Origin of the sequence: Streptococcus sp. 22.1, from assembly GCF_016648645.1 — a bacterium.
In the GTDB taxonomy this organism is placed as follows: Bacteria; Bacillota; Bacilli; order Lactobacillales; family Streptococcaceae; genus Streptococcus.
On the sequence record NZ_JACLQK010000002.1, the window covers coordinates 172,778 to 199,278 of the forward strand.

27 protein-coding genes and 2 tRNA genes are annotated in these 26,501 nt (G+C 39.6%); 4 read left to right on the forward strand and 25 right to left on the reverse strand.

Annotated elements, in window-relative coordinates:
- Positions 1–33: 33 nt before the first annotated feature.
- The 5 genes from gorA to H7U04_RS01660 form a co-directional block, all read right to left on the reverse strand.
- Positions 34–1,386, reverse strand: a complete 1,353-nt coding sequence (gorA, locus tag H7U04_RS01640) for a glutathione-disulfide reductase (protein WP_073686144.1) — start codon at positions 1,384–1,386, stop codon at positions 34–36.
- Positions 1,387–1,535: 149 nt separating this feature from the next.
- Positions 1,536–3,401 (reverse strand): fructose-specific PTS transporter subunit EIIC, encoded by a 1,866-nt coding sequence (locus H7U04_RS01645; protein WP_201059257.1) that lies wholly within the window; start codon positions 3,399–3,401, stop codon positions 1,536–1,538.
- Complete coding sequence (pfkB, locus tag H7U04_RS01650; protein WP_002885581.1) at positions 3,398–4,309, reverse strand: 1-phosphofructokinase; 912 nt, start codon at positions 4,307–4,309, stop codon at positions 3,398–3,400. The genes H7U04_RS01645 and pfkB overlap by 4 nt, the downstream gene beginning before the upstream one ends.
- On the reverse strand, positions 4,306–5,052 hold the full coding sequence (locus tag H7U04_RS01655) for a DeoR/GlpR family DNA-binding transcription regulator (RefSeq protein ID WP_002890068.1): 747 nt from the start codon (positions 5,050–5,052) through the stop codon (positions 4,306–4,308). Before H7U04_RS01655 ends, pfkB begins: the two co-directional genes overlap by 4 nt.
- Positions 5,053–5,263: 211 nt before the next feature.
- Positions 5,264–6,871, reverse strand: a complete 1,608-nt coding sequence (locus H7U04_RS01660) for a ribonuclease Y (protein ID WP_049553800.1) — start codon at positions 6,869–6,871, stop codon at positions 5,264–5,266.
- Positions 6,872–7,014: 143 nt separating this feature from the next.
- Here H7U04_RS01660 and H7U04_RS01665 point away from each other — a divergent pair, with 143 nt between their 5' ends.
- Positions 7,015–7,497, forward strand: coding sequence for an S-ribosylhomocysteine lyase (locus H7U04_RS01665; protein WP_002885585.1), 483 nt, complete (start codon positions 7,015–7,017; stop codon positions 7,495–7,497).
- A gap of 28 nt (positions 7,498–7,525) precedes the next feature.
- Here the strand turns inward: H7U04_RS01665 and H7U04_RS01670 are convergent, their stop codons facing one another.
- The 14 genes from H7U04_RS01670 to H7U04_RS01735 form a co-directional block, all read right to left on the reverse strand.
- A complete protein-coding gene (locus tag H7U04_RS01670; protein ID WP_002886662.1) occupies positions 7,526–8,296 on the reverse strand; it encodes an acetyl-CoA carboxylase carboxyl transferase subunit alpha in 771 nt (256 codons plus the stop codon).
- On the reverse strand, positions 8,293–9,159 hold the full coding sequence (gene accD, locus H7U04_RS01675) for an acetyl-CoA carboxylase, carboxyltransferase subunit beta (RefSeq protein WP_014633562.1): 867 nt from the start codon (positions 9,157–9,159) through the stop codon (positions 8,293–8,295). Before accD ends, H7U04_RS01670 begins: the two co-directional genes overlap by 4 nt.
- A 5-nt stretch (positions 9,160–9,164) precedes the next feature.
- On the reverse strand, positions 9,165–10,535 hold the full coding sequence (locus tag H7U04_RS01680) for an acetyl-CoA carboxylase biotin carboxylase subunit (protein WP_002886659.1): 1,371 nt from the start codon (positions 10,533–10,535) through the stop codon (positions 9,165–9,167).
- A 118-nt stretch (positions 10,536–10,653) separates the two neighbouring features.
- Positions 10,654–11,079: a 3-hydroxyacyl-ACP dehydratase FabZ gene (fabZ, locus tag H7U04_RS01685; protein WP_002885470.1), complete on the reverse strand. Its 426-nt coding sequence runs from the start codon at positions 11,077–11,079 to the stop codon at positions 10,654–10,656.
- On the reverse strand, positions 11,076–11,579 hold the full coding sequence (gene accB / locus H7U04_RS01690; protein ID WP_070839667.1) for an acetyl-CoA carboxylase biotin carboxyl carrier protein: 504 nt from the start codon (positions 11,577–11,579) through the stop codon (positions 11,076–11,078). Before accB ends, fabZ begins: the two co-directional genes overlap by 4 nt.
- Positions 11,580–11,582: 3 nt before the next feature.
- Complete coding sequence (fabF, locus tag H7U04_RS01695; protein ID WP_002885574.1) at positions 11,583–12,815, reverse strand: beta-ketoacyl-ACP synthase II; 1,233 nt, start codon at positions 12,813–12,815, stop codon at positions 11,583–11,585.
- A gap of 62 nt (positions 12,816–12,877) precedes the next feature.
- A complete protein-coding gene (gene fabG, locus H7U04_RS01700) occupies positions 12,878–13,612 on the reverse strand; it encodes a 3-oxoacyl-[acyl-carrier-protein] reductase (RefSeq protein WP_002886656.1) in 735 nt (244 codons plus the stop codon).
- Between the two features lie 12 nt (positions 13,613–13,624).
- Positions 13,625–14,545, reverse strand: a complete 921-nt coding sequence (fabD, locus tag H7U04_RS01705; RefSeq protein WP_070576608.1) for an ACP S-malonyltransferase — start codon at positions 14,543–14,545, stop codon at positions 13,625–13,627.
- Positions 14,546–14,567: 22 nt separating this feature from the next.
- A complete protein-coding gene (gene fabK, locus H7U04_RS01710; RefSeq protein ID WP_201059260.1) occupies positions 14,568–15,533 on the reverse strand; it encodes an enoyl-[acyl-carrier-protein] reductase FabK in 966 nt (321 codons plus the stop codon).
- Between the two features lie 106 nt (positions 15,534–15,639).
- Complete coding sequence (locus tag H7U04_RS01715; RefSeq protein ID WP_002885495.1) at positions 15,640–15,864, reverse strand: acyl carrier protein; 225 nt, start codon at positions 15,862–15,864, stop codon at positions 15,640–15,642.
- 63 nt (positions 15,865–15,927) lie between these two features.
- Complete coding sequence (locus H7U04_RS01720) at positions 15,928–16,890, reverse strand: beta-ketoacyl-ACP synthase III (RefSeq protein WP_201042972.1); 963 nt, start codon at positions 16,888–16,890, stop codon at positions 15,928–15,930.
- Positions 16,890–17,324 (reverse strand): MarR family winged helix-turn-helix transcriptional regulator, encoded by a 435-nt coding sequence (locus H7U04_RS01725; RefSeq protein WP_002885562.1) that lies wholly within the window; start codon positions 17,322–17,324, stop codon positions 16,890–16,892. The genes H7U04_RS01720 and H7U04_RS01725 overlap by 1 nt, the downstream gene beginning before the upstream one ends.
- A 104-nt stretch (positions 17,325–17,428) precedes the next feature.
- A complete protein-coding gene (locus H7U04_RS01730) occupies positions 17,429–18,220 on the reverse strand; it encodes an enoyl-CoA hydratase (RefSeq protein WP_013990100.1) in 792 nt (263 codons plus the stop codon).
- 211 nt (positions 18,221–18,431) lie between these two features.
- Entirely contained in the window at positions 18,432–19,070 is a 639-nt protein-coding gene (locus H7U04_RS01735; protein WP_110981080.1) for an HAD family hydrolase, read from the reverse strand.
- 130 nt (positions 19,071–19,200) lie between these two features.
- Between H7U04_RS01735 and H7U04_RS01740 the strand changes: the two genes are divergently transcribed.
- A complete protein-coding gene (locus H7U04_RS01740; RefSeq protein ID WP_045769291.1) occupies positions 19,201–20,559 on the forward strand; it encodes an aspartate kinase in 1,359 nt (452 codons plus the stop codon).
- A gap of 152 nt (positions 20,560–20,711) precedes the next feature.
- On the opposite strand, the gene asnA is transcribed toward H7U04_RS01740, so the two are convergent.
- The gene (gene asnA, locus H7U04_RS01745) at positions 20,712–21,704 is read right to left on the reverse strand and encodes an aspartate--ammonia ligase (protein ID WP_013990097.1); all 993 of its coding nucleotides are present in this window, start codon (positions 21,702–21,704) and stop codon (positions 20,712–20,714) included.
- A 109-nt stretch (positions 21,705–21,813) separates the two neighbouring features.
- Positions 21,814–23,169 carry a 23S rRNA (uracil(1939)-C(5))-methyltransferase RlmD gene (gene rlmD / locus H7U04_RS01750; protein WP_110981081.1) on the reverse strand — a complete coding sequence of 452 codons (1,356 nt, stop codon included), beginning with the start codon at positions 23,167–23,169 and terminating at the stop codon, positions 21,814–21,816.
- A gap of 34 nt (positions 23,170–23,203) precedes the next feature.
- Between rlmD and recX the strand changes: the two genes are divergently transcribed.
- Positions 23,204–23,980: a recombination regulator RecX gene (gene recX, locus H7U04_RS01755; protein ID WP_073690003.1), complete on the forward strand. Its 777-nt coding sequence runs from the start codon at positions 23,204–23,206 to the stop codon at positions 23,978–23,980.
- A 70-nt stretch (positions 23,981–24,050) separates the two neighbouring features.
- Positions 24,051–24,584 (forward strand): DUF402 domain-containing protein, encoded by a 534-nt coding sequence (locus H7U04_RS01760; protein WP_002886644.1) that lies wholly within the window; start codon positions 24,051–24,053, stop codon positions 24,582–24,584.
- A 29-nt stretch (positions 24,585–24,613) separates the two neighbouring features.
- Here the strand turns inward: H7U04_RS01760 and H7U04_RS01765 are convergent, their stop codons facing one another.
- The 4 genes from H7U04_RS01765 to H7U04_RS01780 form a co-directional block, all read right to left on the reverse strand.
- Positions 24,614–25,273: a DUF1803 domain-containing protein gene (locus H7U04_RS01765; RefSeq protein WP_037601426.1), complete on the reverse strand. Its 660-nt coding sequence runs from the start codon at positions 25,271–25,273 to the stop codon at positions 24,614–24,616.
- A 54-nt stretch (positions 25,274–25,327) separates the two neighbouring features.
- A complete protein-coding gene (locus H7U04_RS01770) occupies positions 25,328–26,260 on the reverse strand; it encodes a manganese-dependent inorganic pyrophosphatase (protein WP_073690004.1) in 933 nt (310 codons plus the stop codon).
- A gap of 89 nt (positions 26,261–26,349) precedes the next feature.
- Positions 26,350–26,421: transfer RNA gene (locus tag H7U04_RS01775), tRNA-Glu, on the reverse strand.
- Between the two features lie 7 nt (positions 26,422–26,428).
- A tRNA-Thr gene (locus H7U04_RS01780) sits at positions 26,429–26,501 on the reverse strand.

Consider the following 26,501-nt stretch of genomic DNA (forward strand, 5'->3'; position numbering starts at 1 on the left):
GTCTATCCATTTAGGTAGACAGACTTCACCTTTTTATCTCATCGTTACAAATTCTTCTGAACCGGTTGGATGAATGGCAACCGTATTATCAAAATCAGCCTTAGTTGCTCCCATCTTAATAGCCACAGAGAAGCCTTGAATCATCTCATCGACACCGTAGCCAATGCCATGAAGACCGATGATTTTTTCATCCTCACCAAGTGTTACTAATTTCATAGTTGACGGCTGACGATTGTTTGCAAGAGCTGTATACATTGGAGTGAAACTAGATTTATAGACCTTGATATTCTCCGCACCATATTTAGCAATTGCTTTTTCCTCAGTCAAACCAACAGAACCAATGACTGGGTGGCTAAAGACCACAGTGGCTACATCAGTGTAATCAAGCTTAGCATCGGCTTTATTGTTGAAGAGTCGCTCTGACAATTGACGTCCCGCCTTGATTGCAACTGGTGTCAAATCTAGTTTACCAGTCACATCACCAAGGGCGTAGATACCAGGAACTGATGTATTTTCAAAGGCGTCTGAATAAATGTTACCTCGTTCAGTCAACTCAACGCCCGTCTTTTCAAGACCAAAGCCAGAGGTATTGGCTGCACGACCAATAGCCCAAATGAGGCAATCAACAGTGATCGTTTCTCCATTGTCAAAGCTAATGGTCAAAGAATCGTCAGCATTTTTCACTACTTCTGTAGCATTAGCATGCGTGTGAAGGGTCGGACCTGATTTAGCCATCTCATCGACTAAGACATCGATAATATCCTTGTCAAAGGTACGTAATGGGCGATCCTTACGAACAAAGAGATGCGTGTCACTACCAAGAGCATTGAGAACACCAGCAACCTCAACGGCGATATAGCCAGCACCGATAACAGCTGTACGTTTTGGTACCTCATCTAACTCAAAGAAACCATCTGAAGTAATCCCATATTCACTACCTGGAATATTTGGATAAAGAGCATGACCACCTGTTGCAATAAGGATATGGGGTGCTGTATAAAGCTCCCCCGCTACTTCAACCGTATGAGGATCAACAAATCTTGCATACTCGTATACACGTTCAACGCCATTGCTATCAAAACCACGCTCATAAGAGCCATGGATACGGTCAATATAAGCCTGACGATTGGCCTTAAGCCTTGCAAAATCAAACTTATTAACCGTCACATCAAAACCATACTCGCCTGCATAACGGTGAAGGGTCTCAGCAACCTGAGCACCATACCACATGACCTTTTTAGGTACACAGCCCACATTGACGCAGGTACCGCCTACCTCTTTTCCTTCAAAGAGAATAACCTTAGCACCGTGCATAGCAGCACGATTAGCACTGGCAATCCCACCAGAACCACCACCAATGACAATATAATCATATTCTTTTACCATATTTTACCTCTTATGTTTCTTTATACAGCGTATTAGCTACTAGATAAGCCATCTCTGCCTATACTTTATCATAAAATAGATACCCTGACAAAAATCTGCTACGACACAAAAAAACAACCCCGAACTCAACGAGATTGTTTAATCATATCTTATTTATCAAGTGGTTTGCGGAGGAATCCGAAAAGGATACCTGATACCACAGCACCAATCAAGATGAAGAGAAGGTAGAGAAGGGCATTTGATGTGAGGGCGATAACGAAGATACCTCCGTGTGGTGCCATCAATTTGATTCCTGCCATACCTACGAGAGTACCTGTAAGAGCTGAACCGACGATAAAGCTTGGGATAGCGCGTGCTGGGTCAGCTGCACCAAATGGGATTGCACCTTCAGTGATGAATGAGAGTCCCATAACGATGTTTGTCAAACCAGAGTTGCGTTCTTCTTCGGTGAATTTATCTTTAAATAAGAGTGTCGCTACAAAGACTGCCAATGGAGGAACCATACCAGCTGCCATAACTGCTGCCATAACAACTGAACCACCTGAAGTTACTGTTGCTGCGAGAGTACCTGTACCAAAGACATAAGCTGCTTTGTTGACTGGTCCACCCATATCCACTGCCATCATACCACCAACAAGGAGACCAAGTAATACGGCTGAGCTTCCTGACAAGCTTGACAAGAAGTTATTAAGACCTGTATTGATTGCTGCCATTGGGATATTCACTGCCAACATCAAGAAACCTGTAGCAAATACACCTAGAAGTGGCAAGAGCAAGATAGAACGGATTCCTTCAAGAGCACGTGGGATACCTGCCAAGAGTTTACGAAGAACGAGGATAACACCACCTGCAAGGAAACCACCAACAAGAGCTCCAAGGAAACCTGAAGATACACCAGCAAGGGCAAGGGTTGCTTTACCACCTGAACCAAATGGAACACCACCAAAGGCCGCACCACCAATTGCTTTGAATTGAGCAGCAATTTCATGGTAAGAACCAAGTTGTGACAATTGATCTTTAGGAACACCCATGATTTGGTCAAGCAAGAAGGCAAGCGCAATCATGATACCACCACCGATAACGAATGGGAGCATTTGTGATACCCCACTCATCAAGTGTTTATAGAAGGCACCACCGAGGCTCAATTTCTCACTTGATTCTTGAGCAGCTCCAGCATTTTCGGCATGGAAGACTTCAGCCTTACCATCCAAGATATTTTGGATTAATTCTTGAGGTTGACGAATACCTGCAGCGACTGGTTTAGAAAGCAATTTTTTACCATCAAAACGTGCTGTTTCAACTGCCTTGTCTGCCGCTACGATAACACCTACAGCCTTACTGATTTCTTCAGCAGTCAATGGTGTTCCGACACCTGAAGCACCGTTAGTTTCAACACGAACATTGACTCCCATTTCTTCACCTGTTTTAATCAGTGATTCTTCAGCCATGTAAGTGTGAGCAATACCAGTTGTACAAGCTGTTACAGCCACGATAAGTGGTTTATCGCTTGAAGCTGCTTCTTTAACAGCTTGTGCTTTCTTAGCTTCCTCAGCTTGTGCTTCTTCTTCGCCAGTATTAAAAGCAGCAATCACTTCATCTGGAGAAGTCACCTTACGCAAACGATCTGCAAAACCATCTTGCATGAGGTATTTTGACAATTCAGCAAGAGCTGCTAAGTGAGTGTCATTTGCTCCCTCTGGAGCTGCAATCATAAAGAAGAGGTCGGTAGGTTGACCATCAAGTGATTCGTAATCTACACCTTTATTAGATTTAGCAAAAAGTACTGTCGCTTCTTTTACTGCAGCATTTTTACTGTGTGGCATAGCGATTCCATCACCCAAACCAGTTGATGTTTGTGCTTCACGAGCCATAATACCTGCTTTGAAAACATCAAAGTCAGTCACAACACCATTGTCAACCAGGCTGTTAATCATTTCATCGATAGCAGCTTCTTTTGTAGTTGCTTGAAGGTCAAGCAACATTACTTTTTTGTTCAGTAAATCCTGAATTTTCATAGTTTTTCTACCTCTACTTTATTGTATGTTTCTTTAATAAATTCAATTGTCGCTAAGTCATCTGAGAAAGCCGTAGATGTTCCACATGCTACTCCCCACTTGAGAGCCTCAATTGGATCACCTGATTTAACAAACTCACCAGTGAAACCAGCAACCATTGAGTCACCCGCACCAACAGAGTTTTTTACTGTTCCCTTGATTGGTTTAGCAAAGTAAGCAGCCTCTGGAGTAACAAGAAGCGCTCCATCACCTGCCATTGAGATGATAACGTTCTGTGCACCCTTAGCAAGGATTTCACGCGCATATTTTTCAACATCAGCCAAACCATTAAGTTTGACATTGAAAATAGCTTCTAACTCATGGTTATTTGGTTTTACCAAGAGTGGTTGGTAAGCCAAGGAATCAAGCAAGGTTTGACCCTCAAAGTCACAGACAACCTGTGCACCAGTTTCACGCACTAGTGGAATCAATTTGTTATAGACCTTGTTTCCAAGATTGCTTGGTGCTGATCCAGCAAAAACAACCACATCATCAGCACTTACACTTGAAAGAACTGCTTCCAATTCAGCCAATTGATACTCATTAATGACAGGTCCTGCACCGTTAATTTCAGTTTCTTGGTCAGCCTTGATTTTAACATTAATACGTGTGTCTTGATCCACAGCTACAAACTTGGTTTTAATACCTTCTGCATCCAAACCATCTGTCACAAAACGTCCTGTAAAACCACCGATGAAGCCCGTTGCAGTATTATCGACACCTAAACGTTGCAAAATACGACTAACATTAATCCCCTTACCGCCAGCGAACTTATCATCACTCTCCATGCGGTTAACCTCACCAATCTCTACCTTGTCGATACGAACAATGAAGTCGATTGATGGATTCAGCGTTACAGTATAAATCATACTTCAATAACCCTCGTTTTCTCTTTTAATTCTTTTAGGAGCTCTTCTTCCGAAGCATTTGTAATTATGGTTACTTTCTCGACCTCGGCTACCTTAGCATAGGTAATCTGACCAAGTTTAGAGGCATCCGCTAGAACATAGGCTTTTTGAGCATTAGCTATAACCGTCCGTTTAATAACTGCCTCTTCCATGTCTGGTGTGGTGAAATAATTAGCATCAACGCCGTTAGCACCAATGAACGCACAATCAAAATTCAGTTGTCTGATTTGCTCTTGAGCAGTACTTCCAATAGAAGCATCCGTTGAATGTTTAACCTTTCCTCCAACAATCCTAGTGCTAACACCAAGATCTACCAGCTTAACCGCATGGTGGATAGAATTAGTCACAACCGTTACCTGACGATTAGCCAAATGTGGAATCAAAAGTTCATTTGTTGTACTAGCCTCAAGAAAGACGACATCACCTTCCTTAATCAAATCGGCAGCATAACCAGCTAACTGAGCCTTTTCTTGAACGTTTCTAATAGCTTTTTGACTATTGGCAATTTCTTCCTTTAGACCATGAATGCTTTCAGCACCACCATGAACACGTTTAAGTTGGCCATCTGCCGCTAACTCGTCCAAGTCGCGACGAATCGTCGACTCGGAAGTATCACTTAACAAAACAGTTAAGTTTTCCAAAGTGACAAAACCATCTTGTTTCAACTGAGACAAGATAATCTGCTTACGTTCAGACTTTAGCATAATCTCTCCTTCTGTAATCGTTTACAAAAACTATTATACTAAATTTTTAATAACTGTCAACTAGAAACAGTCAAAAAAAATCAAAATATTTCATTATAAAATACTTATCTACCAAAATGACGCAATTTGATAAGAAAGTTCTTACATTTTCAAAAAGAATATCCCTTTCAGTATGAAGGGCAAAATAAAAAAGCCTTTCGGCTCTCTTATCTTATTTGGCATAGTCAACCGCACGGAATTCACGAATGACTGTAACCTTAATATTTCCTGGGTAATCCAAATTCTTCTCAATTTGTTCACGTACCTTGTGAGACAAGATCGTAACTTCATCATCTGAGATTTTGTTTGGATGAACCATAATACGAATTTCACGACCAGCTTGAAGGGCGAAGCTTGTTTGAACACCGTCAAAGCTTGATGCAATTTCTTCCAAATCACGAAGGCGTTTGACATAATTCTCAACAGATTCATTACGAGCCCCTGGACGAGCCGAACTCAAAGCATCTGCTGCAGCTACAATAACTGCAATAACGCTCTCAGGTTCTACATCGCCATGGTGGCTGGCAATGGCATTGACCACAACTGGATGTTCTTTGTACTTACGTGCAAACTCTGCACCAATCTCTACGTGGCTACCTTCGACTTCTTTGTCAATGGCTTTCCCCATATCGTGAAGGAATCCAGCACGACGAGCAAGGGCAACATTTTCACCCAATTCACCAGCCATGATACCTGCTAATTTACCAACTTCAACTGAGTGACGAAGGACGTTTTGACCATACGACGTACGGAACTGCAAGCGTCCCATAATCTTAATCAAATCAGGATGAAGATTCATAGCACCAATTTCGTAGGCTGCCTCTTCACCATATTCACGGATACGGTTATCCATTTCCTGACGGCTCTTCTCAACCAACTCTTCAATACGAGCCGGATGGATACGACCGTCCTTAATCAAGGCCTCGAGAGTCATACGTGCAATTTCACGACGAACTGGATCAAAACCAGAAAGGACAACCACTTCTGGAGTGTCGTCAATAATAACGTCAATACCTGTTAGACTTTCAAGCGTACGGATGTTACGCCCCTCACGTCCAATGATACGACCTTTCATATTGTCATCTGGAAGGTGAACAGTGGTTACTGTTTGTTCAGTAACATAATCTCCAGCCAAGCGTTGCATAGCTTGCGCCAACAAGTTTTTGGCCTTCTTATCAACAGTATCTTTAACCTGTGCTTCTGCATCTTTGATACGTGTTGCAATCTCATGAGTCAGATTATTCTCAGTCTCCGTTAAGATTACCTCACGCGCCTCTGCAATGGTCATCTGACCAACACGTTCAAGTTCAGCTTGCTTCTCAGCCTCCAACTGAGTCACATTCTCTTCACGCTCATTAAGATGTTTAGATTTGTCAGCAAGACTCTGCTCTTTCTTCTCGAGGGTAAGTTCTTTACTTGATAGATTTTCATCCTTACGGTCAAGGCTGGTTGCACGTTCTGTTAAACGATTTTCCATTTGTTTAAGCTCTTGACGTTCAGATTTGAATTCTTTTTCAATATCTTCTCGATATTTTCTAGCTTCCTCTTTTGCTTCTAACAAGAACTCTTTACGTTGAGCCTTACTTTCGCGTTCAGCAGTCACACGCAGATGATCTGCATCATGTTCCGCCTGACTGCGAAGGTTCACAGCGTCTTGTTCTGCCTTTAGCAGGGTAGTTTCTGCTTGTTCCTTAGCTTTGCTAAGTTTAATAGAAATTGCTAAATATCCAACGACTAAACCAATGAGTGCAAAGACAACTAAAATTATCATGTTTATCATGTCTTTACCTCAACTTTTCTAAGGTTTCCCTAAAGAAAACCGTCTTCTAGTGTATCATATTTATAGCTTTTTCTCAAATAAATACTAGAACTTTAAACTGATTTTGTGGTATCATAACTCTATTAGAATAGGGAGGTATTACCATGCCAAAAGACGTTACTGTTGAAAGTTTTGAACTTGATCACACTATTGTAAAAGCACCTTATGTCCGTCTTATTTCAGAGGAAGTTGGACCTAAAGGAGATATCATCACAAACTTTGATATCCGTTTGATTCAACCCAATGAAAACAGTATTGATACAGGTGGTCTTCATACTATCGAACACCTACTCGCTAAACTGATCCGTCAACGTATCGATGGACTTATTGATTGCTCACCATTTGGTTGCCGTACAGGTTTCCATATGATTATGTGGGGTAAACAAGATCCTACAGAAATTGCCAAAGTTATCAAATCTAGTCTTGAAGCTATTGCTAACGAGATTACATGGGAAGATGTTCCAGGGACTACCATTGAATCTTGTGGTAACTACAAGGATCACAGTCTTCATTCAGCTAAGGAATGGGCTAAACTTATCCTTGAACAAGGTATCTCAGACCAAGCCTTCGAACGCCATACCGTTTAAAAAACATTGGGGGATATCCCAATGTTTTTTAATATTTTCTAAAACGTTGATAACGCGCTTCAAGTAAGTCTTCTGTTGATAATTGGCTTAATTCTGCCAACTCGTCTACAATTGCTGTCTTAATTGCTTCAATAATTTCACTTGTAAAGTAACCACGTTCTGGGATAACCTTATCAACGATTCCCATGTTAAGCAACTCGCCTGATGTAATCTTCATCAACTCTGCCGCCTCTTCTGAACGTGAGCCATCTTTCCAGAGGATAGTTGCAAATCCTTCAGGACTCAAGATAGAATAGATGGTATTTTCAAGCATCCAAACCTTATCAGCTACTGCCAAGGCAAGAGCTCCTCCCGAACCACCTTCACCAATGATAATGGCAATAATTGGCACCTTAAGGTCGCTCATTTCCATAAGGTTACGCGCAATTGCCTCACCTTGTCCACGTTCCTCTGCTCCAACACCAGGATAAGCACCTGCAGTATTGATAAAGGTAACAACTGGACGACCAAACTTTTCAGCCTGTTTCATGAGGCGAAGAGCCTTACGATAGCCCTCTGGATGAGGTTGCCCAAAGTTACGGTTAAGGTTATCTTGTAGGTTTCTACCTTTTTGGATACCCACTACAGTAACCGCTTGGCCATTTAAACGACCAATACCACCAATAATGGCACCATCGTCACGGAAATTACGGTCGCCATGAAGTTCAATAAAGTCATCGAAGATTCCTTGGGCAAAGTCCAAAGCAGTTAAACGGCCTTGGTCACGCGCTTCTTTTAAAATACGTGCTACGTCGCTCATTGAACACCTCCATGGAATGATAAGAGTGTGGCAATGGTATCAGCCAACTCTGTACGTTTAACAATGGCATCAACAAAACCATGTTCTTGAAGGAACTCAGCCTTTTGAAAATCATCTGGCAAAGTTTCGCGAACTGTGTTTTCAATGACACGACGACCTGCAAAACCAATCAAGGTTTGTGGCTCAGCTAAGATGATATCACCTTCCATGGCGAAACTTGCTGTAACCCCACCAGTTGTTGGATCTGTCAATACAGTCAAATACAACAAGCCAGCATTCGAATGACGTTTTACAGCAGCTGAAATCTTAGCCATTTGCATCAAACTCATGATTCCTTCTTGCATACGGGCCCCACCAGATGCTGTAAAAATAACAACTGGAAGTTTTTCCTCAATCGCATGTTCAAAGAGTTTAGTGATTTTCTCACCAACAACAGTTCCCATTGAAGCCATAATAAAGTTAGAATCCATAATGGCCAAGGCTGTTTTTTGCCCCTTGATAGTTGCAACACCAGTCACGACAGCTTCATCAAGACCAGTTTTTTCCTTAGTCGTTGCTAGTTTCTCCATATAACCTGGAAAATTCAATGGATTTTCAGTTTTAATACCTGTAAACAGTTCTTGGAAAGATCCCTCATCAACTGTTAAATCGAGACGTTCTTTAGCGGAAATACGGAAGGTATAAGAACAATTTGGACAAATTTTAGCTTGTCCCAAGTCCTTTTGATAAATAGCTTGTTTACAACCAGGACATTTTGCAAAAAGTTCATCTGGAACTTCTGGCACTTGGTGATCAATCCCATTACGTACAGAACGGTTAGGATTGATACGGATATACTTTTCTTTTCGATCAAATAATCCCATAAACTCTATTCCTCACGATTCTGATAAGCTGGTAGGAAGGTCTCCATCAAGAAGGAAGTGTCATAATCCCCAGCGATAACGCTACGATCTGAAATCAAATCCAACTGGAAGTCAGCATTAGTCACAACACCATCGATTTCGAGCTCGTAAAGAGCACGTTGCATCTTCATGAGCGCCTCAAATCGATTTTCTCCATGAACAATGATTTTGGCAATCATTGAATCATAGTAAGGGGGAATAGTATAGCCAGGATAGACTGCACTGTCTACACGGAGACCAACACCTCCACTAGGTAGGTAGAGATTGCTAATTTTCCCTGGACTAGGTGCAAAGTTGAACTTAGGATTTTCTGCATTGATACGACACTCAATAGCATGCCCCTTGATTTCAATATCATCTTGGGTCACAGAGAGTTTTTCACCTGCGGCAATACGGATTTGTTCTTTAACAATATCCACACCACTTACAAATTCTGTAACTGGGTGCTCAACTTGAACACGGGTATTCATTTCCATGAAATAGAACTGCCCTGTTTTTTCATCAAGAAGGAACTCAATAGTACCCGCATTTTCATAATTAACAGCCTTAGCGGCACGGACAGCCGCTGAACCAATTTCGTGACGAAGTGTCTTACCAATAGCAACTGAAGGTGATTCTTCCAAGACCTTTTGGTTATTACGTTGAAGAGAGCAATCACGCTCACCTAGGTGAACAATATTACCATAGCTATCTCCCAAAATTTGAACCTCGATATGACGAGCTGGGTAAATAACTTTTTCAATATACATCGCCCCATTACCAAAGGCTGCTTTAGCTTCTTGTGACGCAGATTCGAAGGCAGGAGCTAACTCTTCTTCAGTGTTAACCTTACGAATCCCCTTACCGCCACCACCAGCAGAAGCCTTAAGCATTACTGGGTAACCAAGACGGTTGGCAACCTCTAAAGCCTCCTCAGCTGTAAAGACTTCACCATCTGAACCAGGAATTACAGGGACATTAGCCTTAATCATTTCAGCACGGGCATTGATTTTATCACCCATCTTGTCCATGACTTCGCCTGAAGGACCAATAAACTTGATGTTCATTTCTTCACAGAGAGTGGCAAATTTAGAGTTTTCACTCAAGAAACCAAACCCTGGATGAATAGCTTGAGCCTCAGTCACAATAGCAGCTGATAGGACACGATTCATATTCAAATAAGAATCCGTTGATTTTGCAGGCCCGATACAAATAGCTTCATCAGCGAGCATAGTATGGAGAGAATCCTTATCCGCTTCAGAATAAATAGCAACCGTTTGGATACCCAATTCACGTGCTGCACGGATAATACGCACTGCAATTTCACCACGATTGGCAATCAATAATTTTTTAAACATAAAACAAGATAACATCAGACATTTTTTTATAGTCTGTGTTGATTTCCTTTCTATGTGATAGACCAATGTCTAAAGAAAAATCCTTTCCGACTGTCGCCAGAAGGATTTTCACAAAACATTAGCTTCCAATAGCAAAAGTCAAAGTACCTGATGCAGCAAGTTTACCATCGACTTCAGCCTTAGCTTCAACAACAGCAATTGTTCCACGACGTTTAACAAACTTAGCTGTCATAACAAGTTGGTCACCAGGAACCACTTGTTTTTTAAATTTAACCTTATCCATACCTGCATAAAAGACTAATTTGCCCTTGTTTTCAGGTTTAGACAATTCAAGAACACCAGCTGTTTGCGCAAGAGCTTCCATGATAAGAACGCCAGGCATAACTGGGTATTGAGGAAAATGTCCATTAAAGAAAGGTTCATTGATCGTTACATTTTTAATAGCTGTGATCTCGTCTTCTGAAACTTCTAGCACACGGTCAACCAAGAGCATTGGATAACGGTGTGGTAAAGCTTCACGAATAGCATTAATATCAATTGTCATTTGATGCGTACCAATCCTTTTCCGTAGTCAACAACTTCTTCATTCGCTACCAAGATTTCAGTAATAACACCATCTTTAGGTGCTGGCACTTCATTCATAACCTTCATCGCTTCAACGATAAGAAGAGTTTGACCTTTCTTAACAGTGTCACCAACAGAAACAAAGGCTGGTTTTTCAGGTGATGGAGACAAGTAAGCCACACCGACAAGTGGACTTTCAACCACTTCTCCTTCAGCAGCTTGAGCTGGTGCAGAAGCTTCTTCAACTGGTCTTGCTGGAGTTTCAACAGCGGCAGGTTCTGCTACTGGAGCTACTGGGGCTACTGGAGCTTGAGGAGCTGGCGCAACTACTTCAACTGTAGGAGCTACTGGGGCAGCTGTTACTGAACTTGTTTGATTTTTGCTCAAATTCAATTCTTCACCGTTATTTTTGTATGAAAATTCACGTAAAGTTGATGCATCAAATTGAGCCAATAAATCTTTGATTTCAGAAATATTCATGGATTAAGCCTCCCAACGTTTAAAAGCAAGAACAGCATTGTGTCCACCAAAACCGAAGGTATTTGAAATTGCATACTCAATATCAGCTTCTTGACCTTCACCATAAACAACATTAGCTTCGATGTAGTCAGACAATTCTTTTGTACCAGCAGTTTTCGGTACATAGCTATGACGAATAGCTTCGATTGTTGCAATAGCCTCAACTGCACCAGCAGCACCTAGCAAGTGACCTGTAAATGATTTAGTAGATGAAACTGGAACATCTTTACCAAGTACAGAAACAATGGCACCACTTTCACCCTTTTCATTAGCAGGTGTTGATGTCCCGTGAGCATTGACATAATCAACATCTTCAGGTTTGATACCAGCTTCATTGATAGCCAATTTAATTGCTTTAGCAGCACCTGAACCGTCTGGAGTTGGTGTTGTCATGTGGTAGGCATCACAGTTTGATCCGTAACCAACAATCTCAGCCAAGATGTTAGCACCACGTTTTTGGGCATGTTCCAAGCTTTCGATAACGAGAACCCCTGCACCTTCACCCATAACAAAACCATTACGGTCTTTATCAAATGGAATTGATGAACGTTCTGGATCCTCTGTTGTTGAAAGTGCTGTAAGAGCATTGAAACCACCAATACCAATCTTAGTGATTGAAGCTTCAGCACCACCAGCCAAGACAACATCATGCAAACCGAATTTAATTTCACGGAAGGCTTCACCGATTGCATCATTGGCAGAGGCACAAGCAGTCGTCACTGATTTACATACCCCTTGAGCACCAATTTTAAGAGCAATGTTACCAGCACCCATGTTTGAAAGTGCTTTAGGGATAAACATTGGTTTGATACGTTTCATCCCACGTTCGTGCATACGAATGATTTGATCTTCAAGTTCTTGAAGACCACCAATACCAGATGACACGATGACACCAACACGATCACGATCTTCTTCTTCCATGTTAAGTCCTGAATTTTCAAGAGCTTCCATAGCAGCATAAATCGCATAAAGTGAGTAAGTGTCCATACGGTTAGTATCTTTTTTCACAAAGTACTTATCGAACGGGAAATCTTGGATTTCACCAGCGTTAAAGACTGGAATTTCAGAAGCATCGAACTTCGTAATTGGTTTGATACCAATTTTACCGTCATGAAGACTGTTCCAAAATTCTTCTGGTGTATTACCGATTGGTGAGGTTACGCCGTAACCTGTAACAACAACACGATTTGTAGACATATATATTCTCCTTTTGTCGGATGGATATTCTAATAAATGATTTTTTTGATATTGATATTCAATTATTGCATGGTCATACCACCATCAATAGCGATGGTTTGACCTGTGAGATATTCTTGACTAGCCAAGAATGCTGCAACTTCAGCCACTTCTTCTGCTTGACCAATACGTTTCATTGGCACTTGAGCAATCATAGCATCTTTCATTTTCTCTGGAATAGCGTCAGTCATATCTGATTCAATGAAACCAGGAGCAATAGCATTGACACGGACACCACGAGCCGCAACTTCACGCGCCACTGATTTTGTAAAACCAATCAGACCAGCTTTTGAAGCCGCATAGTTAGCTTGACCAATATTCCCCATGAGACCTACAACAGATGACATATTGATGATGGCACCTTGACGAGCCTTAGACATTGGTTTTAAGACAGCCTGTGTCATATTGAAAGCACCAGTCAAGTTGATTTTCAAGACACGTTCAAAATCTTCTTCACTCATCTTCAACATCAACTTATCGTTAGTGATTCCAGCATTATTAACTAGAACATCAACACTACCAAGCTTTTCAATAGCTTCAGCTACCATACGTTTAGCATCTTCACCGTTAGAAATATCACCTGAGATACCTACAACAGTTACACCATAATCTGCAAACTGTGCAAGCAAGTCCTCAGATATTTCAGAACGTCCATTTAGAACAACATTGGCACCAAGACTAGCAAATTTGTGTGCCACAGCTAATCCAATTCCACGTGTTGAACCTGTTACAAAAACATTTTTATTCTTAAGTTCCATGTTTACCTCGTTTTAAGCATTAAGAAGGGCATCAAGACTAGCTTGATCTTCAACATTATGAGTTGGTAAGGTTTTATCAATTTTCTTCAAGAAGCCTGACAAGACTTTTCCTGGACCAATCTCAATTACTTCATCTACTCCAAATTCTTGGATAGTGGCAATCGAATCATAAAAACGTACAGGTTCCATCACCTGACGAGCCAAAAGTGCTTTGACGTCTTCTGACTTCATGATTTGAGCCTCAGTATTACCTACTAAAGGAAGCGTAAAGTCCTTGAATGACACTTTCTCAAGTTCTGCCGCCAATTTTTGACTAGCTGATTCAAGTAAAGCTGTATGGAACGGCCCTGAAACATTAAGAGGAATCAGACGTTTAGCACCAGCTTCTTTAAGCAATTCCACAGCATAATCAACAGCCTCAACTTCACCACCAATAACAATTTGTGCTGGAGTATTATAGTTAGCAGGCGTTACTACACCCTTTTCAGATGCTTTTTGACAGATTTCTTCAATCAAACTTGGATCTGTATTCATGACAGCAACCATTTTCCCACTCCCAGCAGGAGCAGCTGTTTCCATGAATTCTCCACGTTTAGCAACCAAGGCTACCGCATCCTCAAATGAGAGTGCTCCAGCAGCAACTAGGGCAGAATATTCACCCAAAGAGAGACCGGCAACAATATCAGGAGTGATACCATTTTCTGCCAAAAGGCGATAAATGGCTACTGACGTTGTCAAAATAGCTGGTTGAGTATAGCGTGTCTGATTTAGTTTTCCTTCGTTAGAATCAATCAATTCACGCAAATCATAACCTAGAATACGACTAGCCGTATCAAATGTCTCTTTGACAACGGGATAAGTCGCATACAAATCGCTCGCCATGCCCAATTTCTGAGCCCCTTGACCAGCAAATAAGAACGCACGTTTTGTCACTATCCTAATCCTTTCGACGTTTTTAGACGTTTACATCTGCCCAACGAGCAGCTTCTTCTTTAATCACCTTGGCAGCACCTGTGTATAGGTCTTCCAAGATTTCTGCACATGTTTCTTCTTTACGAACAAGACCTGCAATTTGTCCAGCCATAACTGAACCATATTCCACATCTCCATCAACAACCGCGTTACGAAGGGCACCTGCACCAAGCTCTTCAATTTCCTCTTGAGTCTTCTTACCAGCCAAGAAATCTTTTTCAGCTTGGTTATATTCAGTAGCCAATTTATTCTTAATCGCACGAACTGGGTGTCCAACAACTGAGGCTGAAATAACAGTATCAATATCTTTAGCCTTCAAAATCTTATCTTTGAAGTTTTGGTGTGCATTAGATTCTTTAGCAACAGCGAAACGCGTACCAACCTGAACAGCTTCTGCTCCAAGCATAAGAACAGCAGCCATACCACGTCCATCAGCAACACCACCAGCTCCAATAACTGGGATAGATACCGCATCAGCAACTTGGCGAACAAGTGCCATAGTTGTCAATTTACCGATGTGACCACCAGCTTCCATACCTTCTGCGACAACAGCATCTGCTCCAAGTTTTTCCATACGTTTAGCAAGTGCTACCGATGGAATAACTGGGATTACTGTAATTCCAGCATCGTGGAAACGCTCCATATATTTACCTGGATTTCCGGCTCCTGTTGTAACAACCTTAACGCCCTCTTCGATAACGAGGTCAACGATGTCTTCTGCAAATGGTGACAATAGCATGATATTAACACCGAAAGGTTTGTCAGTGATTTGTTTTACTCTATCAATATTAGCTTTTACCACTTCTTTAGGGGCATTACCGCCACCAATAATTCCGAGTCCACCAGCATTTGAAACGGCTCCTGCCAAGTCGCCATCAGCAACCCAGGCCATACCACCTTGGAAGATTGGATATTTAATTCCTAACAGTTCTGTAATACGAGATTTCATTTTTCACCTTTTTTTCGATTTTCTAATCAAATAAATAGTTTAATAATCAAAGTAATTGTATAAACAAAGGAGAATATCCCCAATAAGAATATTCTCTATGCCCTGCTTATTTAGTTTTTTCTTCTACGTAAGCAACAAGGTCACCAACAGTGTTAAGACCTTCTTCAGTTTCGATTTGGATATCGAATTCATCTTCGATTTCTGAGATAACTTGGAACACGTCAAGTGAGTCAGCGTCAAGTTCGTCAAAAGTAGTTTCTACTTTTACTTCTTCTGCATCTTTCCCAAGTTCTTCAACGATGATTTCTTGTACTTTTTCAAATACTGCCATTTTAATTTCTCCTTTAAGATAAATATATTTCTTATAATCTATGCTGGTGCATAATTTATATAACTAGATTTTAACAATAAGACTGCCCCATGTCAAACCCCCACCAAAACCTGATAAAAGAATTGTTTGACCGCTGTCTAATTTTAAGGTCCCATTTGCTACGTTTTCAGAAAGCAAAATTGGGATACTTGCCGCACTGGTATTACCATAAGACATCATGTTTGCCAAGAATTTATCACGACTGACATCGATTTTCTTAGCCATAATATCCAAAATACGAATATTAGCTTGGTGAAGAAGGAAGTAATCAGGTTCACCTTTTTCTTCAACCAAGGCCTTAATGCTCTTTGAAACTGTCTTAACGGCAAAATCAAAGATCGCTTTCCCATCCATTTGCATATAGGGATTAGGCTGATCAGACTCATCTGAATAAGGCGAGATAACTGCAGAGGCTCCTGACTCAAGACCACCCTTGCTACCATCGGTATTCAAAGATTCTCCGAAGAAATGTTCTTCTTCAGTTTCTTCCAAGAGAACTCCGCCAGCACCATCTCCAAAGAGTACAGCTGTTGTACGGTCAGACCAGTCTAAAGTTTTAGAAAGGACTTCCGCACCAATAACTAGACCTTTTTTGTAGACACCTGACTTAATCAATTTTTCTGCCGTTGGCAAGGCAAAGACGAAACCACTACATGCCGCAGTAATATCAAAAGCAAAAGCATTGACTGCACCGATTGCTCCTTGAACTCTGGCCGCTACTGACGGCATAGAGCTATCCGGAGAAATCGTTGCAACTAAAACAAAGTCTAGCTCCTCAGGCGATAATCCTGATTTTTCTAATAGCTGATGAGCAACATTGGTAGCTAAATCACTCGTGTTCTCATTCAATGAGATGCGACGTTCCTGAATACCTGTGCGTGAGCGAATCCACTCGTCGCTAGTATCCATGATTTTTGATAGGTCATCATTAGTCACGACCTGAGCAGGTGCATAATGGGCAACCTGACTAATTTTTGCAAATGCCATTATTTCAACTCCTCAAGAAAGGCGTGGAGATTTTCCAATCCCTTACTCATAACCTTCAATTCCTCGTCGTTAAAGCCTTCCGTAATCCTCATCACCATTGATTTATGAAAACGACGGTGAAGACGATATACCAAACGACCCTTTTTAGAAAGCGATAGATGGACCACACGACGGTCAACTGATGAACGCGTACGGACAATATAACCTTTCTTTTCAAGTTTATTGAGAGAAGTTGTTACAGTACCAAGAGTTAACATGAGTTCTTTAGCTACTGCACTTGGTGTCGTATCTGGATGTGTACCGATCACATCAATGGTATGCATTTCCTTGAGGGAAACATCGTTAAATTTTGAATTCTTTAAACTTGCTTCTTCGATAATAACTACGTTATTAAAAATATCAACAAGATAGCCATCAATTTTGTCGTAATTCACACCAGACTCCTTTCAATAAAACTTTGACTTTCAAATTATATCAGACTCAAACTAAATTCGCAAGCCCGATTAAAAAACTTTAGTTTTTCTTTTAGAAAATGTGGTTATTTTCCTTGGAATTTAGGTCGACGACGCTCACTATAAGCACGTACCCCTTCTTTGAAGTCCTCAGTGAAGGCAAGAGATTTTTGCAAATCAAGTTCCAACTTAGCGTAATTTTCCCATCCTGCGAATTCAGATTCCCAAACCATTTCTTTAATGGCTTTAAAGGAATTCACTGAAGAGCGGTTCAATTTTTTAATCAATTGACTCACAGTTTTTTCAAGTTTTTCTGACTCAACAACTTTGTAGGCAATTCCCCAGTCCAAAGCTTTTTCAGCTGATACTGGCTCTCCTGTCATGGTAATTTGAGTCGCACGGTTAATACCGATTGAACGTGTCAAAAGGTAGAGACCTCCAGCGTCAGGTGCCAAACCAACACCTACAAAAGCTTGGATGAATTTAGCTTTATCAGATGCAATCGTAAAGTCAGCAGCAACAGCTAAGTTAGCTGCAGCACCTGCACATGGTCCATCAACTACCATGATGACTGGCTTAGGCAATTTTTTAAGAGCAAAAGAAATTTCATTTACCTGCTCAGCAATACGAACCAAAGACTGTACATCATCTACAGCAACCGCTTTTTGCATTTGATCAAGGTCACCACCAACAGAAAAGACTTTCCCATTAGCATTGATTACCAAGAATTTTACTGACGCATCTTGTTTAGCTTCCTCAATTGCAGCCATAATCTCATCACAAACTGGAATATTAAACCCATTTTGCACTTCTGGACGATTAAGTGTTAAAGTTGCTACTCCATCTTCAACACTATAAAGAATTGTTTCGTAAGCCATTTTTTGCATTCCTCCGATAACTAGTTCCTATATGAAAACCGTATGTTCTTTATATTTTTATCACAATTTTATTTGATGAATAGATAATTTGATTATCAAATCATTCATCGTTATTTTCTAGTATACCATAGTCCATCTAAAGGTCAACAGAAACTTAGAGTTTTTTAATTTGATACATCAAAACACCGAGTTCTACAACTCGGTGTCACTTCTATTTTAATAAATCTAAAACATCTACAAGGTTATCCAACAAGCCTTTGGCTGCACCTTGATCCATACCAAAACGATTATCTTTAATAGCCCAAACTTCAACACCTGCAGCGACTCCAGCAGCAATTCCTTTTTCGCTATCTTCAATAATTAAAGCTTGATTTGGTTTGACGCCTAATTGATTTAAGGCTGTCAGGTAAATCTCTGGATTGGGTTTACTCTCTTTGAATTCCTCCCCAGAAAGAACAACATCAAAGAAACCATCCAAATGATTTTCCTTCAAAGCTCTAAGAATATCTGCCTTCACTGAGCTAGAAGCCAAACCTATTTTCAACCCTCGAGATTTCACTTCATTCAAAACTTTTAAAACATCAGGAAAGATTAATTCTTTATAGGGTAAGGGGTTGTCTTGTTTATAGGCATTATACTCTTCTTGTAAAGTTGGCACATCCCAGTTATCATAGTCATCTCTGAGAATATTTTCCCAAACTTGCTTGGTATTTCCACCTATAAAGAAAGACGGGGGTAAATGGTCGATTGAAATTCCCTTTTGAGCTAAGAAACTTGCACGTCGATCATAATAATATTTTTCAGTGTCAAAAAGGACACCATCCATATCAAAAATAATTGCCTCTACCACGGGATATCCTCCTTTTTCTTACCTTATTGTACCATAATCAGACTAAATCTTACTCGCTTTTAAAAACAATGTGACAAATTGTCAGAATTTTGCTATAATTGTAGGGTAATTTAAAATTTTTGGAGTAACTATGAAAGTCATCAAATTCGGTGGAAGCTCACTTGCTTCAGCCACACAATTAGAAAAAGTCTTAAACATTGTAAAATCTGATCCTGAACGTCGCTTTGTCGTTGTCTCTGCCCCAGGTAAACGTAACGATGAAGATACCAAAGTCACAGACGCCTTGATTAAATACTATAAACACTACACAAAGGGTGTTGATGTCAAAGCTGACCAAGAATGGATTATTAACCGCTACCAAGCTATGGTCGATGAGCTAGGCTTCAAATCAACAGAAATGACGAAGATTGCCAAATCTATCAACGATCTTGCCACTCTTCCGATCGAAGATAATGATTTCCTTTATGATACTTTCCTAGCTGCAGGGGAAGATAATAACGCAAAATTAATCGCTGAATATTTCCGTAATAACGGTATTGAAGCACGTTACGTTCACCCTCGCCAAGCTGGTATTTTTGTCTCAAGCGAACCTGGAAATGCTCGTATCCTTCCAGGAGCCTATGACAAATTGGAAGAGCTTCGTGAATCAGATGAGGTTCTTGTAATCCCTGGTTTCTTTGGTGTTACCCCTGATAATCAAATTTGTACTTTCTCGCGTGGAGGCTCTGATATCACAGGTTCTATCGTTGCGGCTGGAGTTAAGGCAGACTTATATGAAAACTTCACAGATGTAGATGGTATTTTCGCAGCCCATCCTGGTGTCGTTCATGAACCACATTCTATTCCTGAGTTAACTTATAAAGAAATGCGTGAATTGGCTTATGCTGGATTCTCGGTTCTTCATGATGAGGCTCTACTTCCTGCCTATCGTGGTAAAATTCCATTGGTTATTAAAAATACTAATAATCCAGACCATCCAGGCACACGTATTATTCTTGAACACAAGGGAGCAACTGTTCCTGTTGTTGGTATCGCGAGCGATGATAAATTCGTCAGCATCAACATGACCAAATACCTCATGAACCGTGAAGTTGGTTTCGGACGTAAGGTCCTCCAAATCTTGGAAGATTTAAACATCCGTTGGGAACACATGCCTTCTGGAATCGATGATCTTTCAATCATTATTCGAGAACGTGAACTTACCCCAATCAAAGAACAAGAAATCCTTTCATACTTGACTCGTGAACTCGGTGTTGATGAAGTTGAAATTGAACATGGCCTTTCAATTCTCATGATTGTTGGTGAAAATATGAAAGACCACATCGGTGTTACAGCGACAGCAGCTAAAGCGCTCTCTGAAAAACATATTAACCTAGAAATGATTTCTCAAGGTTCTAGTGAGGTTTCTGTTATGTTTGTAATTGAAACTGAGCAAGAAAAAGCAGCCGTCAGAGCTCTTTATGATGCTTTTTTCCGTAGTGACGACTAATCTAAAAACCTATCTCCTTCAAGGGATAGGTTTTTTCTTTATGAGAAAAACTAAGCCAGCTCTTATGATATCTACTCCAATAGCCAATTCATAGATCAATTATGCATAGCTATTGCAAACCAAAAAACACTAACTTTCGTTAGTGCTTTTTTTTACAAGATGTTTTCGTAAGTTTCACGAACGGCATCTGGCCAAACTGAAGTTTGAACCTCACCAATATGTTTCTTACGAAGCAAGAACATAGCCATACGTGATTGACCAATACCTCCACCAATTGTTAGTGGGAAAAGGCCATGTAACAAGGCTTGGTGCCAATCCAATTTCAAACGATCTTGGTCGCCAGTAATTTCAACCTGACGTTTAAGGGCATCTTCATCAACACGAATACCCATTGATGACAATTCAAAAGCATGTCCTAATTGTTCGTTCCAAACCAAGATATCCCCGTTCAAACCATGGTAACCATTCTCAGACTCAGTTGTCCAGTCATCATAGTCAGGTGCACGGCCATCATGTGGTTTCCCATCAGGAAGAACACCACCGATACCAATCAAGAATACAGCACCATATTCCTTGGTAATAGCATCTTCACGCTCTTTTGGTGTCAAATCAGGGTACTTCTCAACAAGCTCTTCTGAATGGATGAAGGTAATTTTCTTAGGTAAAATTGCTTCAATATCGTAACGTGCTTCAACTGCTAGCTCAGTCAAACGAATGACCTTATAAATGGTTTCAACAGTTTCTTTCAAATAAGCGATATTACGATGTCCGTCAGGAATAACTTTTTCCCAGTCCCATTGGTCAACGTAAACAGAGTGCGTTGCATCCAATGAATCTTCATCTGGACGAAGAGCCTTCATATTAACCACGAGCCCTTCACCTTCATTGAAACCAAAACGAGCCAAAGTATGGCGTTTCCATTTTGCTAATGAGTGAACAACTTCGTATGTCGCGTCTGGAATCTGAAGCACATTAACAGTTACAGGATTCTCAATACCGCTCAAATTATCCTGCATACCATCCCCGACCTTACTCAAAATAGGCCCTTGCACTTCAACGACGTCAAGTTTATCAATCAAATACTGTGTAAAAGTATTCTTCACAAAAGAAATTTCCTCTTGTTGATGAATGAAGCTCTTTTTCATACGCTCCTCCTTTAAAAAATCGATAAGCCTATTATACTCCTATTTTTCAGAAAAATAAAGAAATTTTCCAACAATTTTGAAAATTTTTTGTTTTTTATGTTAGGTTTTATCACATTTTCTTAGTTAGCTTCACAACTGCTTCTGTTCGAGCCGTATGAGGAAACATATCTACTGACTGGATATAATTAACATCATAAACTTTAGCCAAAGAAACTAGATCTCTAGCCAAAGTAGATACATTACATGAAACATATATCATTTTTTCAGGAGTGTAGTCCAGTATCGTTTTAAGTAGCTTATCATCTAAACCAGTTCTAGGTGGATCCACAATAAGAGCATCTGCTCGATAACCTTCCTTGTACCAACGTGGAATGATATCTTCTGCTTTACCCACCTCATAGTGAGCATTCTCCAACCCAAGTGATTTAGCATTCTTTCTAGCATCCTCAATAGCCTCTGGAATAATATCCATACCTCGAATACTCTTTACCTTATTTGCAAAAGCAAGTCCAATAGTACCAACCCCACAATAAGCATCAATAAGGTGTTCAGCCTTACCTACATCCAAAGCTTCAACGGCCTGACCATAGAGTACCTCTGTTTGTTGAGGATTCAACTGGTAAAATGCACGAGGAGAGAGAGCAAAGCTATAGTCCAGTACCTCTTCTTGAATAGTGTCTTGCCCCCAAAGAATTTCCGTCTCTTGACCATAAATCTCGCTAGACTTCGAATAATTATAATTGACAGCAATAGTTACAATCTCTGGAAAACTTTCCGTCAATTCCTTAACCAATTTAGTGAAAGAAACTGATTTAGAGGTTACAAAAATCAACTGGACCTGATTTGAACCCAAAGCACGTCGTATCATAACGGTCCGAATTCCAGCAATTTTACGCTCATTATAAATTGGCAACCTGTATTTATCTAACAAATTTGTCACCTTATTCATAATGGCTTGAGTTAGATCATCCTGAACTAGACAATCATCAATATTAATGAGGCGATGACTCCCTTCCGCAAATAAGCCAGCTTTAACTGAGCCATCAAAAGAACGGGTTTGAAATTGTAGTTTAGCTCGGTAATGTTGTGGTTGCTCCATACCAATTGTTGGACGAATGTCATATGACTCAAAATTAGCCGGTTTAAACTTCTTCAAGGCTTGTCCTAATAAGTCAGTTTTAAACTCTAATTGCTTATCATAACGAAGATGCATTAACTGGCAACCGCCACAGTCTTCATAAATACTACATGCAGGTTCGACACGAAACTTAGAAGGCTTATTAATCTTTAATAATTTTGCCTGAACAAAGTTTCTCTTAACAGAAACAACCTGACAGAATACTTCTTCACCCTTCAAAGCCCCTGGCACAAAAACTAGAGTTTTCTTATAAAAACCAATGCCTTCGCCATTGATTCCCATGCGTTTTATCTTAAGCGGGATACGCTGTTTCACTTGTAAATTCATACTACCATTCTAACATTTTGATATAATAATAACTATGAAAATCACAAAAATCGAGAAGAAAAAGAGACTTTATCTCCTTGAGATAGACAAAAAAGAGAGTCTCTACGTTACAGAAGATACCATCGTTAAATACATGTTGACAAAAGAAATGATACTGGACAAAGATCAACTAGAGAATATTAAATCCTTTGCCCAGTTCTCGCATGGTAAAAACTTAGCCCTCTATTTTATTTCATTTAAACAACGTACTGAGAAAGAGGTAAAGGATTACCTTTTTAAACATGAAATAAACCCTCATATAATTCCAAAAATTATTGATAATCTAAAAAGAGATCACTGGATTGATGATTACAAACTCCTAGAAAGTCTAGCTCAACAAAATCTGAATTCAGGCGATAAAGGAGCCTATGTGCTGAAGCAAAAATGGCTTCAAAAAGGTTGTAACAAACAGATCATTGACGATGTTTTAAGTCAATTTGATTTCTCAGAAATAGCCATTAGAGTAGCTTCAAAACTGTTACGAAAATATCAGGGAAAACTACCATCTAAAGCCCTAAAAGATAAATTAACTCAAAGCCTTATCAATAAAGGTTTTTCATTTCAAGAAAGTAAACTAGCAATCGATCATCTAGAACTTGAAGCAGATGAAGAAACTGAACAAGCTCTCCTTTATAAAGAAATAGATAAGCAATATCAAAAATTTAGTAAAAAATACAACGGTTATGAACTTAAGCAGCGCTTGACACAATCTTTAGCCAGAAAAGGTTATGACTTTGATGCCATAGCATCCGCTCTAAGAGAATATTTATAGGAATTTCCCCTCTTTTCACAAAATTATGATACAATAGTGGGGATAACCCTTATTGTAGAAAGAGGACGCCATGAAATTACCAAAAGAAGGCGACTTTATCACAATTCAAAGTTATAAGCATGATGGTAGTTTGCACCGTACTTGGCGCGATACTATGGTACTAAAGACAACTGAGAATGCTGTTATTGGCGTTAACGACCACACCCTCGTTACTGAAGCAGACGGAAGACGATGGGTAACACGTGAACCTGCTATTGTTTATTTCCACAAAAAATACTGGTTTAATATTATAGCCATGATTAGGGATAACGGCATTTCCTACTACTGCAATTTAGCTAGTCCATATATTTTGGACCAAGAAGCACTAAAATATATTGACTACGACCTAGATGTCAAAGTCTTCGCTGATGGTGAAAAAAAATTGCTAGATGTAGATGAGTATGAAACACATAAAAAAGAAATGCATTACTCTCCTGATATTGACTATATCTTAAAGGAACATGTTAAAATCTTGGTAGATTGGATTAACAATGGTAAGGGGCCATTTTCACAATCTTATGTTAACATCTGGTACAAACGTTATCTTGAACTAAGGAATCGTTAAAGTTGTCATAAAAAAGACTAGTAATAATACTAGTCTTTTTTTGCACTAAAAACGAATGCTTCGGAATCTAAGTCCATATTCAAAAGATAACGCCCTTCTTCTACTTGAACAAGATACCCTAATAATACTAAAGCATCGACAAAAATATTCCTCCTCTTTTGAAGTACATATTGCTTCCTTATGTATTTTAATAGAAAAGTCGTTACATGTTTCAAAAAGTATTCAGGATTAACATCCCCTAATATGTCATATAATCTATTCTGCTCTTCAGATAATGGTAGATTTTCTCTTAATTTATAGAAATAATTTGAAATCGTAAGTTCGTCTCTCGTGATACCCGTTTGTTCGATAATAACAACATCATTAGTAGAATTAGATATCTTAGTAACAAAACTACGATTTAATAGTTCTAAATAACAAGAAGAATTATCATTAATAAAAAAATGCTGGTCTAAGTCAATTTTAGAAGAATCCGACACAAGACTAATTAATAAACGGTAACGTTTCTCAAATCGTTCAATATAGCCTGCTTTTACAAACTCCTCAATTAATTTATCTATATTCTTTTGAAAAGGAAACTCCCTTTTTATTGCTCTCAGGGTCACAGGCTGATTAAGATATAGATAATTCACTATTTCCATAAAAAAAGCTTGCTTACATAGTTTGTTTGGGTTAAATTGTATTATCATAAGAAGTATTATACCATTAATCAGACAACTAAAAAAAGGCCTGACGGCCTAATTTTATGCATTAAAGCTTTCAGTCAACTGTGGTACTACTTGTTTCTTACGAGAAACAGCTCCTTCAAGGAAAGCATGATTATTTTCTAAAACAAAATCAAAAGCATTTTCAACTTTATCAGTGTTTGAACCAAGTGCAAGAATCTCTGAATTTGAATTAAGAATATCAGTAATCATTAAGACAAAGTCAGAGTATCCATTGCTTTTAATTGAGTTATTAATAGCTTCCTCGATTTCCTCTTGACGAGAAAGAACATCGGCAATATCAACTGTATTAACTTGTGCAACACGAACTTGATTGCCATTCAATTCGAAAGTTTTGGCATCAATATCAATAAGTTCTTCAGCAGATTTAGAAGAAAGATTAGTACCAGCTTTAAGCATAGCAAGTCCATATTCTTCCAAATTAACTCCAGCAATTTCTGCAAGTTCAGCTGCAACTGCAGGATCTGAAGCATGTGTAGTTGGAGATTTAAGGAGAAGAGTATCCGAAATCAAACCTGACAAAAGCAAACCAGCCACTTCCTTAGGAACTTCAACATTGTTTTCTTTGAACATACGATAAACAATTGAAGAAGCTGATCCAACAGGTTCCAATCGCATCATTAATGGATTAGCGGTTTCAAAGTTAGCCACACGGTGATGGTCTACTACCTCAATAACCTCAACATCCTTAATATCTGAAATAGATTGTTGAAACTCATTATGGTCTGTAAGAATTACTTGATTAACTCCCTCTGACAAAGCTGATTCAACAACTCTTGGTGCCTCAACACCAAAATAATCAAGAACGAAAGCTGTTTCTTCGTTAGGAGTACCTAAAGCAACAGCTTCAGCATCAACGCCAAGTTGACGTTTCAAATAAGCGTATCCATAAGAAGACCCAATCGCATCAGAATCAGGGTTTTGATGACCAAAAACAAAAACTTTAGACATAAATTCACCTCAAAAATAGTATTATAAGTTATTATAACATATAAAAAAAAGAAACAAAATAAAAAGAGTAACCTAAGTTACTCGAAATATAGTCCGTACGGGATTCGAACCCGTGTTACCGCCGTGAAAAGGCGGTGTCTTAACCCCTTGACCAACGGACCATCTTTATGCCGGCTACATGACTTGAACACGCGACCCTCTGATTACAAATCAGATGCTCTACCAACTGAGCTAAGCCGGC